Raw genomic sequence first — 12,760 nt, 5'->3', positions numbered from 1 at the left:
CGGAGAGGGCAGTGAACTCAATGCTGTCTGAATTAATGAGATTGTAACGGCAAATCAGACAACAGAATGATTGAAGTCGGGAGCAGGATTGAATCGCAGGCAGGAAGATGGCCTTCCTGCCTGAACCGTGGGGGTGCTTATTTCAGCAGACCCACTTCTTTGTAGTATTTCACTGCACCTGGGTGTAGTGGGATAGAAATACCAGCGCTCACCATATCCTCTTTCTTAAGGGTAGCAAACGCAGGGTGTAGACGTTTGAAAGTATCGAAGTTCTCGAATACTGCTTTCGCCACGTTGTAAGCCACGTCGTCAGACACATCGGCAGTGGTGACAAGCGTTGCCGCTACACCAAAGCTCTTCACGTCTTTATCAGTGCCACGGTACATACCAGCAGGCACGGTGCTGTAAGCATAGTATGGGTTGTCAGCAACAATTTTGTCGATCTGTGGACCTGTTGCGGACACCAGTTTGGCGTCACAAGAGGTAGTCGCTTCTTTGATTGAGCCGTTTGGGTGCCCAACCATGTAAATGAACGCGTCGATCTTGTTGTCACATAGAGCTTGTGAACGCTCAGAACCTTTTAGCTCTGACGCTAGCTTGAAGCTGTCGTTGTTCCAACCCATTGCATCCATCACCACGCTCATCGTTGCGTGGTCGCCCGAACCAGGGTTACCGATGTTGACGCGCTTGCCTTTCAGATCTTCAAGCTTGTCGATACCTGCGTCAGAACGTGCAATGATGTTAAAAGGTTCGGTATGAAGAGAGAACATGGCACGCAGCTTAGTGTAAGGGCCTTGCTCTTCAAATTTACTAGTGCCTTTGTAGCCATGGTATTGCCAGTCAGACTGAACGATACCAAAGTCCAACTCGCCAGAGCGGATGGTATTGACGTTGTAGATCGAACCACCCGTTGATTCAACAGAACAACGGATGTTGTGATCTTTACGATCTTTGTTGACCAGTTTACAGATGGCGCCACCCGTAGGGTAGTAAACACCCGTCACTGAACCTGTACCAATCGTAATAAATTCTTGAGCGTGAACCGCACCTGCGCCCATAACGGCAGCAGCAATTGCACCCACTTTAATCAGCGTATTTAATGCCATGAATGTTCCTTCCTTTATCCATTATTAACCCAGAAGCATAACAAATTATCTTCAGGGGTTTCCTGTTTGGAAACGGCATCTTTTCCAATCCAATCGTTTGGAAAAGTGGCGGAATAATAACAAATAATTGGCAGATAATTATACAATTGTTAAAACTTATAGCGAAAAAATCTAAGAAAAGAGAATAGGAGTGACGTTTTTTTAGTGTTAGGTTCTTTTAGATCAATGAGTTAAATTGATGCTTATCTTTGTAGAGATTTGGTTGAATGCGTGAATTAGATCACGAACAATTAACGCGTATTTGAATGCATTTCAAAGAAAATGCTCACCATAGCATCGCTAAAGTGAGCATTGTTTGCCGTTAGTTAGCCCGCGTATTCAAACAATTCGCAGACCGATTTGAACAGTTGTTCTGTCGTGATTGTTAGGGTAGGGGTAATGAAGATGGTGTCATCACCCGCCACTACGCCAAGGATGCCTTCTGATTTACCAAGAGAATCGAGCATACGGGCAATAAGCTGTGCCGCTCCTGGGCCAGTATGGATGACCACTAATGCTTGGTTATGGTCAACATCTAAAACCAATTCACGCAAAGAACTGCTGACGGTCGGAACGCCCAGTTCGGTGGGTAGGCAGTAAACCATTTCCATTTTCGCATTGCGGGTACGAACGGCACCAAACTTGGTCAGCATGCGAGAAACTTTAGATTGGTTAATGTTTTCAAAGCCTTCTTGTTTCAGGGCTTCAACAATTTCACCTTGAGAACCAAAGCGTTCTTCTTTCAATAAAGCTTTAAAAGCGCGTACTAGGTTGTCTTGTTTTTCTGATGGGCGCATAAAATCCACATTCCATTTCTTAACGTTTTGCATATTTTCGCATAGATATTCACTCAGTGCCAAAAGCTGATTGCAATCTGTTAGTTGTATCACTGTAAATTTTAAACAGATTACTGTCCGATTAGTGCAGTGAATAGCGAACAAAGCAAGAAATGTAGTCAATTTCTTTCATGCTTAAGCCTTTGTCATACCTACAATTTATGTGGATAATGACCGAAGTGAATGTGGCACGCGATAATCGAGTTGCGCAAGGTCGCAAAGCGAGCGTTAATTGATTGTAATCAAGTTGTAATTGCTATAGCGTTCTACACAGTTGTTTACAAAATACCCTACTAAAACGTCTATAAGAGATCGCTCTCAAGGAGAACTACAATGAAAGTAGCTGTTATTGGTGCCGCAGGTGGCATCGGTCAAGCCCTAGCTCTTTTACTGAAAAACCGCCTTCCAGCGGGTTCTGATTTAGCCCTATATGATATTGCTCCGGTTACTCCGGGTGTTGCTGCAGACCTAAGCCACATCCCAACCCCCGTTTCGATCAAAGGTTATGCCGGTGAAGATCCAACGCCAGCACTAGAAGGTGCTGATGTGGTTCTTATTTCTGCCGGTGTTGCGCGTAAGCCAGGTATGGATCGTGCGGATCTATTTAATGTCAATGCTGGTATCGTCAAATCACTTGCTGAGCGCATTGCCGTGGTTTGTCCGAATGCTTGTATTGGTATCATCACCAACCCTGTGAACACCACTGTGCCAATTGCAGCAGAAGTTCTGAAAAAAGCGGGCGTTTATGACAAGCGTAAACTTTTTGGTGTGACGACGTTGGATGTGATCCGTTCAGAAACGTTTGTTGCTGAGCTGAAAGGTCAAGATCCAGGTGAAGTTCGTGTACCAGTGATCGGCGGTCACTCTGGTGTGACGATTCTGCCTCTTCTTTCTCAAGTGGAAGGTGTCGAGTTCAGCGACGAAGAAATCGCAGCCCTAACCAAACGTATCCAAAATGCAGGTACTGAAGTGGTTGAAGCGAAAGCGGGTGGCGGTAGTGCAACACTTTCAATGGGTCAGGCTGCGTGTCGTTTTGGTCTTGCGCTCGTGAAAGCACTGCAAGGTGAAGAAGTGATCGAATACGCTTACGTTGAAGGTAACGGCGAGCATGCTAGCTTCTTTGCACAGCCAGTGAAACTTGGCAAAGAGGGTGTTGAAGAAATCCTACCTTATGGCGAGCTAAGTGATTTCGAAAAAGCAGCTCTCGATGGCATGCTAGAAACGCTTAACGGTGACATTCAAATTGGCGTGGACTTCGTAAAGTAAGTCAGCGAATGTGAGTGTTAGAAAAACAAAGCCGATCGTTGGATCGGCTTTTTTGTTTGTGGTTGATAGTATTCGACTCAACAAAGAAGAAAGGGAGCAATTGCTCCCTTTCTTTGCTCTTACTATTTGCTGCGCTTGACCGCCATATGTGCAAGTGCAATCAATGCTTGCTTGTATTCAGACTCAGGTAATACCTGTAATTCTGCAATGGCCTTATCGGCTTCTTCCATTGCTTTTGTTTCAGTATAGGTCAACGAACCTGCTTGTTGCATTACGGCCAGAATGTCATCTAGACGTTCCATCCCATTGGCATTCTCGATCGCTTCGCGGATCATCTGCGCGTTTTCTGCATTGGTATGACGCATGGCATGTAACAAGGGCAGAGTAGGTTTGCCTTCAGCGAGATCATCCCCAACGTTTTTGCCCATTTCTTCGCCATCTGAAGTGTAATCCATCACATCATCGATCAACTGAAATGCGGTACCGAGATACTTGCCATAATTTTGCAGTGCGGTTTCGACTTCCGCCGGAGCATCATTGAGTATGGCACCAATCTGTGTTGCGGCTTCAAACAGGCGTGCGGTCTTAGAGTAGATCACCTGCATGTAGCTTTCTTCAGTGGTATCGGGATCGTTACAGTTCATTAACTGCAATACTTCCCCTTCCGCAATGATGTTAACGGCATCGCTCATGAGCTTCAGGATCTTCATGGATCCTAGCTCTGTCATCATCTGAAAAGAGCGCGTGTAGATGAAGTCACCAACCAAAACGCTGGCAGCGTTGCCAAAGGCAGCGTTAGCGGTGGCTTTGCCACGACGCATATCCGACTCATCCACCACATCATCGTGCAGCAAGGTTGCGGTATGAATAAACTCGATGAAAGCGGCTGCGGTTGTGTGAGCATTACCCTGATAGCCTAACGCTCGCGCTGAAAGCACGGCCAAAAGAGGGCGAAGACGTTTGCCACCACCACTGATGATATAAAAACCAAGTTGATTGATTAAAGAGACATCAGAATTGAGTTGGGCTTGAATTGTTTCATTCACTTTTGCCATGTCATCGGCAGTAAGCGCTTGGATAGTTTTAAAATCCATCGTATATCCGGCTGAAGTTAGACCCTGCAAGGCTTAATCGATTTGTATAATTGTCGAATAATACACTAAAAAACATTGATTAATACATTACTAAAGGGCATGATTGCCGCACTTTTATTTGGCGATTAGCTTTTCGCCAATTTTTTCAAAATATGGCTTGTCATAGGGAGATCCTTTCTGTAGAATCTGCGCCCTATTGATGATTAGTTTAGCGCACACCCTTATTGCACAAAATATAGGCATAGGCTGTGCGGAAAGAGCGGAGTAAAATATGTACGCTGTTTTCCAATCTGGTGGTAAACAACACCGTGTAAGCGAAGGTCAAACTCTTCGTTTAGAGAAATTAGACGTTGAAACTGGTGCAACTGTTGAATTTGATAAAGTTCTTCTTGTTGCTAACGGCGAAGACATCAAAGTTGGTGCTCCTCTAGTAGAGGGCGGTAAAGTAGTTGCTGAAGTTGTACAACACGGTCGTGGCGATAAAGTTAAAATCGTTAAGTTCCGTCGTCGTAAGCACTCTCGTAAGCAACAAGGTCACCGTCAGTGGTTCACGGAAGTGAAAATCACTGGTATCAACGCGTAATCTATTAGGAGAGTTTAACAATGGCACACAAAAAAGCTGGTGGTTCTACTCGTAACGGCCGCGACTCAGAAAGCAAACGTCTGGGTGTAAAACGTTTTGGTGGTGAATCTGTTCTTGCAGGTAACATCATCGTTCGTCAACGCGGTACTCAGTTCCACGCTGGTAACAACGTTGGCCTAGGTAAAGACCACACTCTATTCGCTCTAACTGACGGTAAAGTTAAGTTCGAAGTGAAAGGTCCTAAAAACCGTAAATTCGTAAGCATCGAAGCTGAGTAATTTAGGTTTCTAGCAGAATCGAAAAACCCTGCCGTAATGGTGGGGTTTTTTATTGCAGTCGACATATTCAAAACACCCTCTCATGGTGTCTTCGATCTGTCATCTGCTAAAATGTAGTGATATTGATTTACGGGCGAAAGTAGCCGGAGTAAGAAATGAAATTCGTTGATGAAGCGGTAATTAAAGTTCAAGCTGGCGACGGCGGAAACGGTGTTGTAAGTTTCTGGCGTGAAAAATTCGTGACCAAAGGTGGCCCAGATGGCGGCGACGGTGGTGACGGTGGTGATGTATACATCCAAGCTGACGAAAACTTAAATACGCTGATTGACTACCGTTTTCAACGCTTCTATGAAGCGGAGCGTGGCCAAAACGGTAGTGGTGGTAACTGTACCGGTAAACGTGGTAAAGACATTACTTTACGCGTGCCAGTTGGTACACGTGCAGTCGATATTCATACTAATGAAATTGTGGCGGAAGTCGCTGAGCACGGAAAGAAAGTCATGGTCGCCAAAGGCGGCTGGCATGGTTTAGGTAACACGCGTTTTAAATCGTCAGTGAACCGCGCGCCACGTCAGAAAACCATGGGTACAAAAGGTGAGATTCGCGAATTGCGTTTGGAGCTATTGCTATTGGCTGATGTGGGTATGTTAGGTTTGCCGAATGCTGGTAAATCAACCTTCATCCGCGCTGTCTCTGCAGCGAAACCGAAAGTCGCGGATTACCCGTTTACTACCTTGATCCCAAGTCTCGGTGTTGTGAGTGTTGTTCCTGAGAAAAGCTTTGTTGTTGCTGATATTCCAGGGTTGATTGAAGGTGCGGCTGATGGCGCTGGTTTGGGGATTCGTTTCCTTAAACACTTAGAACGTTGTCGTGTACTGCTGCATATGATCGATATTTTCCCAATTGATCAATCGGATCCTGTACAAAATGCGCTGACCATCATTGATGAGTTAGAGCAATACAGCGAGAAATTGGCCAATAAACCTCGTTGGTTAGTATTTAACAAGGTGGATCTTGTTAGCGAAGAGCAAGCGGATGAGATCATTCAAGAAGTGATTGATGCGCTAGGCTGGGAAGAGCAATACTTCAAGATCTCTGCGGTAAATCGCCAGGGTACTAAAGAGCTTTGTTACAAACTCGCTGACTTTATGGAACAGTTGCCACGTGAAGAGCAAGAAGTCTCTGAAGAAGAGAAAGTGAACTTCATGTGGGATTACCACCCAGATGCAAATCAAGGCGAAGTTATCACTGAAGATGATGACGACTGGGATGACTGGGACGATGAAGAAGATGACGGTCACGTTATCTACGTTCGTGAGTAATCGAGATATTACCATTAAAAGCCGCAATATTATTTGCGGCTTTTTTGCATCTAAATCATGTTTAGTCCGATTTTTTTCGGGCAGAATATTTGTTTTTCGAGGCGCTTTTGCCTTTTGTTTCAATTAACAGGTCCGATTAAAAGGAATTAGGAAGTTGTTATGGCATCAACACAGCGAGCCATCTCTCGGCTGGTCGCACAAGCGGGGCAGATGTTATTAGCGCATGGAGCGGAAAGTACCTTGGTGGGCGATATTATGCGCCGCATTGGTATTGCATCTGGCGTCAGTGAAGTCGAAGTGGCGCTCTCTGCCAACGCATTGGTTGTCACCACTGTGATGGATGGTCACTGCATTACCACCACGCGGAGCTGCGTCGATCGTGGTATCAATATGAAAGCGGTCACCGAGATTCAGCGGATTTGCATCATGATGGAAAAAGGGGTGCTTGATCCGATGATGGCTCAGAGAAAACTGAATAATATCAGTCCAGAGCGTTACAACCGCTGGTTGGTGGTGTTTATGATCGGCATCTCTTGCGCCTCTTTTGCTCGTTTAGCAGGGGGAGATTGGGCCGTGTTTGCTATGACATTTTTGGCTTCGGCTTGCGGCATGATCGTTCGTCAAGAAATTGGACATCGTCATTTCAACCCACTTTTGAACTTTGCTGCAACGGCGTTCGTGACCACCCTTATCTCTGCACAAGCGGTCATTCTTGAAATTGGCAACTTGCCGACGGTGGTGATGGCGTCTTCTGTGTTAATGCTGGTTCCTGGCTTCCCATTGATTAATTCGGTTGCGGATATGCTGAAAGGCCATATCAATATGGGTATTGCTCGCTTCGTTATGGCGAGTTTACTGACGTTGGCGACCAGCTTAGGGATTGTCGCGGCGATGAGTGTAACGGGTATTTGGGGATGGTCGAGCTAATGGAATTGCTAGTCGGTTTACTCAACGATATGTTTTTTGCCGCGATTCCTGCGGTTGGGTTTGCATTGGTGTTCAATGTGCCACCGAGAGCGTTAATTTATTGTGCGCTCGGCGGAGCCATTGGTCATGGCAGTCGATATTTAATGATGAAATTTGGCATTCCGATTGAATGGGCGACGTTTTTTGCAGCTACCTTAGTCGGGATGATTGGGGTGTACTGGTCACGGCGTTTGTTGGCGCACCCGAAGGTGTTTACTGTCGCTGCATTGATTCCAATGGTTCCCGGCGTATTCACTTTTAAAGCCATGATCGCAATGGTGGAGATCAATCATCTTGGCTATACCCCAGAGTTGGTGGCGGTTTGTATGGAAAACTTTTTAAAAGCGATGTTCATCATTGCGGGACTGGCGGTTGGCCTTGCCGTTCCTGGGCTGTTATTCTACCGCCGCAGACCAATAGTGTAAGGAAGAGAGATGATCATCAGTATGATTGCCGCGATGGCAAAGCAAAGAATCATTGGTAAAGATAACCAGATGCCTTGGCATCTTCCCGCAGATTTTGCTTGGTTCAAACGCTGCACGATGGGGAAACCGGTCGTGATGGGGCGTAAAACGTATGATTCGATCGGACGTCCGTTGCCAGGGCGATTGAATATAGTGATTAGTCGTGACGAAAGCTTGGTTATTGAGGGGGTCACTATGGCCAACTCGATTGCGCATGCCTTAGCGTTAGCGGGGAATGTGGATGAAGTGATGATCATCGGTGGCGGTTCAATTTACGCTGAGTGTTTACCAAAAGCAGACAAACTTTATCTGACGTTTATCGATGCCACTATTGATGGTGATACTCAGTTTCCTGATTGGGGGGAGCAATGGTATGAGAGCCATCGCGAACATTATTCTGCTGATGAGAAAAATGGCTACGCGATGGATTTTGTTATTTTAGAAAGAGATAATTGCTAGTTTGCTAGTGCCTTCTGACTAAATACTTGTTTGTCTTCCCAGCGGATCATAGTCAGGCTGCCGTCCCAAACGCAGCCTGTATCCAATCCAATCACTTCTTCGCTAATATAACCTTCTAAAGCCGCCCAATGACCAAATAAAACGGGTTTCTCAAGTGATCGACGCTGTGGCAATTTAAACCAGGGCATCAGTTCGCTTTCTTTTACTTCTGATGGTGGCAGTTTGCAATCCATATCCAAACGCCCATCGGTGAAGCAAAAGCGCATGCGTGTAAAGGCATTGATGATGTAACGGTAGCGATCCAAGCCGGAGAGATTGTCCTGCCAGAGATCAGGTTGGTTACAGTACATGTTCTCAATCAGCCAGCGGTAATTTTCGCTGCGCAGCAGGCTTTCTACTTCCTCGGCACACAAACGTGCTGTCGCAAGATCCCATTGAGGCGAGATGCCTGCGTGGCAAACGACAAATTCGGGATGTTCTGCAAGAAGCGGTTGCTGGCGCAGCCAGTGGAGGAGTTCATTACCATCTTCACTTGCAAAAATTGGCGCTGTTTTGTCTTTGGCTTTGTTATTGCGAATCCCCAGAGATACGGCAATGAGATGGAGATCGTGGTTACCCAGAACTACTTTGGCACTGTTGCCGAGTGATTTGATAAATCTCAGTGTTTCTAATGATTTTGGTCCGCGCGCGACCAAATCACCAGCGACCCAGAGTGTATCCTGGTTTTTATCGAACTGGCACTGCGCTAATAGCAGCATCAATTCATCAAAACAGCCTTGGATGTCTCCAACAATATAGTTTGCCAAATTATTGCCTCAAATCAGTTAAGAATGTTGGGAACCGCGAGGCGGAAAGGTTCAATTTCGACGACAAATTCTTTGCCTTGAGCGTCGTGCATGATGTATTGACCTTGCATGACGCCAACTGGGGTGTCTAATGCGGTGCCACTGCTGTAAGTGTACTCATCACCAGCGTCGATAAACGGTTGTTGGCCGACGACGCCATCGCCTTCGACAGAGATCTGTTTGCCATTGGCATCGGTGATCAACCAGCGTCGACTAAGCAGTTGTACGCTCTCAGAACTGTGGTTTTTAATGGTAATGATGTAAGCGAAGATATAGCGAGCAAGTTCAGGATTGGATTGTTCTTCGACGTATTTGGTGTGAACTTGAATTTGAATACGGGGTTGAGATACGTCCATGCTGACTCCGTGTTTGGAAAAGCAGAGAGTGAGTCTATGCTCACTCTCATACCGATAGATTTATTTATGGTTAGCATCCAGCCAGTTTGCCATCGCCACAAATTGCTGCAGCGTCAGATTCTCTGGACGCATGCCAGGGTTTACCCCGAGTTCTTCAAGAACTTGCTCACTCATCAGCGACTTATAACAGTTACGCACGGTTTTGCGGCGTTGGTTAAAGCCTTCGCGACAGACGCGTTCTAGCCATTGCAGGTTATTCGCTGGATGAGGTAAGGTCTCGTAAGGAACGAGGCGAACCACCGCTGAGTCGACTTTTGGTGGTGGAACGAATGCCGTTGGTGGCACTTCCAACACGGGCACCACTTTACAGTAGTATTGTGCCATCACCGTTAGACGACCATAGGCTTTGCTACCCGGACCTGCAGCAAGGCGGTTCACCACTTCTTTTTGCAACATAAAGTGCATATCTTGAATGTCTTTATGAAATTCAAATAGGTGGAACATCAGCGGCGTTGAGATGTTGTACGGCAGGTTACCAAAAATACGTAATTTATTGTTTGGTTTCACTAATTGAGTGAAATCAAAACGCATCGCATCGCCCTCATGAATCGTCAGTTTGTCTGCCAATTCGGGATGGGTACGAAGGCGCTCCGCCAAATCTCGGTCGAGCTCGATAACGGTGAATTTGTCCACTTCGCGGCCAACTGGCTCGGTAATCGCGCCTAAACCAGGACCGATTTCAACCAGGTTTTGTCCCGGTCTTGGGTTAATGGCCGAGACGATACCATCAATAATGTATGGATCGTTAAGGAAGTTCTGACCAAAGCGTTTACGCGCTTTGTGCCCCATATGGACATCATTTCTCATTGTTTTTTCTCTACCAGTTCTATCGCATGCTGAAGTGCTGTTCGGAAGCTCCCTGTATCCGCTTGGCCAGTCCCGGCTAAATCGAGTGCAGTTCCGTGATCTACCGATGTTCTTATAAAGGGTAGACCAAGAGTAATGTTGACCGACTGACCAAATCCCTTGTATTTCAACACAGGCAAGACTTGGTCGTGATACATTCCTAGAACAGCATCGGCATCGTTTAAATATTTTTCATTGAAAATGGTGTCTGCTGGCAATGGGCCTAGCAGATGGATTCCTTTTTCTTGACGAATTTTTTCCAGCGTCGGCGTGATGGTTTCAATCTCTTCACGGCCTAAGCATCCGTCCTCTCCTGCGTGCGGGTTTAGTCCACACACGTAAATCTTAGGCTCGGCAATGGCGAATTTTTCTACTAAGTCGCGATGCAAAATATCGATGATCTTCTGCAATCGCTCTGCAGTGACCGCTTTCGACACATACGCCAATGGAATATGTGTCGTGACAAGCGCTACTCTTAAGCCTTCGGTGGCTAACATCATGACCACAAGAGGCGTGTTTGATAGCTCGGCAAAAAACTCGGTATGGCCGCTAAAAGCAACCCCAGCTCGGTTAATCACCCCCTTGTGAACAGGGCCGGTGACAATAGCATCAAATTCGCTTTTCATACAGCCTAAAGCGGCTCTTTCCAGCGTTTTTAATACATAATGACCATTCTCTTCATTGAGCTGCCCTGCCACACAAGTGCTCGGCATATCGATATGCTCGACCACTAATGTCCCCGCTTGTTGGGGGGAGGGGGCAGTTGAAGCATCATAATTAAGCAGGGTAACGTTAATCCCCAATTGCTCTGCACGTTGGGCGAGCATTTTTTTATCTGCACACACCACTAACTGGTGTGGCCAATGCTCTTTTGATAAAGCGAGAACAAGATCGGGACCAATGCCAGCGGGTTCTCCAGCTGTCACCACTAAGCGTTTAACCATCGTTTTCTTCCTCGTTGATGATTTCGACAAACGCACCTGCTCGAAGCTCTTGCATCCAAGCGCCGACTTCCTCGTTGAATTTACGATTAAAGAGGATGCGATAGGCCTTATTTTTCATCGCAGAGTCGGTGCGGTCGACTTCACGGCGGTCAAGCACTTCAACAATATGCCAGCCATGCACGGTCTTAAAGGGTTCACTGATGGTTCCTACCGGCAATGTTTCAACTTGGTGCTTAAACTCGGGCACATAGAGGTCGGGTGTTTGATAGCCCAGTTCACCGTCTTGTGCTGCGGAACCTGGGTCTTGGCTGTATTGCTGCGCCAACTCACCAAAGGTTGCTTCGCCTGCGCGAATTCGACGGATGAACTCATTCAGTTCGCGCTGAGCACCTTCATCGCTCAAAATAACCGTTGGTTTTAACAGAATATGTCGTGCATTCACCTCAGTGACCGCAACGGTTTCCAACCCTTTTACGTCTTCAATTTTTAAAATATGAAAACCAACACCACTGCGGAATGGACCAATGATGCTGCCTTTATTTTGCATCTTGATTTGGTCAGCAAAAATGGTTGGCATCTCTTCTTTACGCATCCAACCCCAATCACCGCCTTGCAGTGCTTTTGGTCCTTTGGAATAAGTGTAAGCCATGGTGCTGAAATCAGCCCCTTGCTTGAGCTTTTCAACTAGCTCTTTCGCTTGTGCTTCCAAGGCCGATTTGTCTTGCCCATCAGTAAAACGCAACTGAATGTGACCAATACGATACTCAACGCTAGCGTTGGTTTCTTTCGATAGCAGTTCAGCGAGGTTATCCACTTCTGCCGGCAAAATATTGATACGACGTCTCACCAAGGCATTTCGTGCTTCAGATGCCGCCATCTCTTTACGAATTTGTTCGCGAAACTCTGCGTAACTCACTCCTTCGCTGGCAATGGCCGCCGAGAGTTCGTCGATGGTTTGATTATTGTTGCGTGCGATTTCCTCAATTGCTTGATTGAGACGTGTATCATCAATGCGCACGCCAATGCGGTCGGCTTCTTGTGTTTGCAGTGTATCGATGATCAATTTATCGACGATTTGTTCGTTTAGCACGTCAGCATCGGGTAGGGCTTGTCCGCTTTTTTTCGCGTTAGCGCGCAAGGTTTTGGTCGCGGTATCAATATCACTTTGTAAGATCACACCATCGTTGACGATCACGGCGACCTTATCTAGCTCAACAGGAGCAGAAACGGCGCTGCCAGTGACCAGCATGCCAAGTAAAAGGGTTTTCCAAATGTTCATTTTGTAATCCATATAAC

Annotated in this window: 15 protein-coding genes; 7 read left to right on the top strand and 8 right to left on the bottom strand. The window is 46.4% G+C overall.

Features of this window, described 5'->3' with window-relative positions; all coding sequences use genetic code 11:
• Window positions 1–137: 137 nt before the first annotated feature.
• Window positions 138–1,106: a TAXI family TRAP transporter solute-binding subunit gene (locus tag PQQ36_RS12490; RefSeq protein ID WP_011078753.1), complete on the bottom strand. Its 969-nt coding sequence runs from the start codon at window positions 1,104–1,106 to the stop codon at window positions 138–140.
• A gap of 365 nt (window positions 1,107–1,471) precedes the next feature.
• Entirely contained in the window at window positions 1,472–1,942 is a 471-nt protein-coding gene (argR, locus tag PQQ36_RS12485; RefSeq protein WP_011078752.1) for a transcriptional regulator ArgR, read from the bottom strand.
• Between the two features lie 372 nt (window positions 1,943–2,314).
• Here argR and mdh point away from each other — a divergent pair, with 372 nt between their 5' ends.
• Window positions 2,315–3,247 (top strand): malate dehydrogenase, encoded by a 933-nt coding sequence (gene mdh, locus PQQ36_RS12480; RefSeq protein WP_011149389.1) that lies wholly within the window; start codon window positions 2,315–2,317, stop codon window positions 3,245–3,247.
• Between the two features lie 122 nt (window positions 3,248–3,369).
• On the opposite strand, the gene ispB is transcribed toward mdh, so the two are convergent.
• A complete protein-coding gene (gene ispB, locus PQQ36_RS12475; RefSeq protein ID WP_045618437.1) occupies window positions 3,370–4,341 on the bottom strand; it encodes an octaprenyl diphosphate synthase in 972 nt (323 codons plus the stop codon).
• Window positions 4,342–4,612: 271 nt separating this feature from the next.
• On the opposite strand from ispB, the gene rplU reads away from it, so the two are divergent.
• The 6 genes from rplU (at window position 4,613) to folA (ending at window position 8,413) form a co-directional block, all read left to right on the top strand.
• Entirely contained in the window at window positions 4,613–4,924 is a 312-nt protein-coding gene (gene rplU, locus PQQ36_RS12470; protein ID WP_000271393.1) for a 50S ribosomal protein L21, read from the top strand.
• 20 nt (window positions 4,925–4,944) lie between these two features.
• Entirely contained in the window at window positions 4,945–5,202 is a 258-nt protein-coding gene (rpmA, locus tag PQQ36_RS12465; RefSeq protein ID WP_011078749.1) for a 50S ribosomal protein L27, read from the top strand.
• Between the two features lie 155 nt (window positions 5,203–5,357).
• Window positions 5,358–6,524, top strand: coding sequence for an Obg family GTPase CgtA (gene cgtA, locus PQQ36_RS12460; RefSeq protein ID WP_011149392.1), 1,167 nt, complete (start codon window positions 5,358–5,360; stop codon window positions 6,522–6,524).
• A gap of 159 nt (window positions 6,525–6,683) precedes the next feature.
• Window positions 6,684–7,451: a threonine/serine exporter family protein gene (locus PQQ36_RS12455; protein ID WP_045618435.1), complete on the top strand. Its 768-nt coding sequence runs from the start codon at window positions 6,684–6,686 to the stop codon at window positions 7,449–7,451.
• Window positions 7,439–7,915, top strand: a complete 477-nt coding sequence (locus tag PQQ36_RS12450; RefSeq protein WP_011149394.1) for a threonine/serine exporter family protein — start codon at window positions 7,439–7,441, stop codon at window positions 7,913–7,915. The genes PQQ36_RS12455 and PQQ36_RS12450 overlap by 13 nt, the downstream gene beginning before the upstream one ends.
• A 9-nt stretch (window positions 7,916–7,924) precedes the next feature.
• Complete coding sequence (folA, locus tag PQQ36_RS12445; RefSeq protein WP_072604214.1) at window positions 7,925–8,413, top strand: type 3 dihydrofolate reductase; 489 nt, start codon at window positions 7,925–7,927, stop codon at window positions 8,411–8,413.
• On the opposite strand, the gene apaH is transcribed toward folA, so the two are convergent.
• From apaH to surA, 5 genes are read right to left on the bottom strand one after another with little or no spacing between them, the layout of a single operon-like run.
• The gene (apaH, locus tag PQQ36_RS12440; RefSeq protein WP_061059100.1) at window positions 8,410–9,219 is read right to left on the bottom strand and encodes a bis(5'-nucleosyl)-tetraphosphatase (symmetrical) ApaH; all 810 of its coding nucleotides are present in this window, start codon (window positions 9,217–9,219) and stop codon (window positions 8,410–8,412) included. The two genes, folA and apaH, sit on opposite strands and share 4 nt — an antisense overlap.
• Before the next feature lie 14 nt (window positions 9,220–9,233).
• Entirely contained in the window at window positions 9,234–9,614 is a 381-nt protein-coding gene (gene apaG, locus PQQ36_RS12435) for a Co2+/Mg2+ efflux protein ApaG (RefSeq protein ID WP_011078743.1), read from the bottom strand.
• 60 nt (window positions 9,615–9,674) lie between these two features.
• On the bottom strand, window positions 9,675–10,481 hold the full coding sequence (gene rsmA / locus PQQ36_RS12430) for a 16S rRNA (adenine(1518)-N(6)/adenine(1519)-N(6))-dimethyltransferase RsmA (protein ID WP_011078742.1): 807 nt from the start codon (window positions 10,479–10,481) through the stop codon (window positions 9,675–9,677).
• On the bottom strand, window positions 10,478–11,464 hold the full coding sequence (pdxA, locus tag PQQ36_RS12425) for a 4-hydroxythreonine-4-phosphate dehydrogenase PdxA (protein ID WP_072604211.1): 987 nt from the start codon (window positions 11,462–11,464) through the stop codon (window positions 10,478–10,480). Before pdxA ends, rsmA begins: the two co-directional genes overlap by 4 nt.
• Complete coding sequence (gene surA / locus PQQ36_RS12420) at window positions 11,457–12,743, bottom strand: peptidylprolyl isomerase SurA (RefSeq protein ID WP_011078740.1); 1,287 nt, start codon at window positions 12,741–12,743, stop codon at window positions 11,457–11,459. Before surA ends, pdxA begins: the two co-directional genes overlap by 8 nt.
• Window positions 12,744–12,760: the final 17 nt, after the last annotated feature.

The sequence above is a fragment of the Vibrio sp. CCUG 15886 genome (assembly GCF_028570825.1).
GTDB classification, from domain to species: domain Bacteria; phylum Pseudomonadota; class Gammaproteobacteria; order Enterobacterales; family Vibrionaceae; genus Vibrio; species Vibrio vulnificus_B.
Note: the sequence above shows the minus strand (reverse complement) of the source record. Positions and strands in the feature narration are given on the sequence as shown.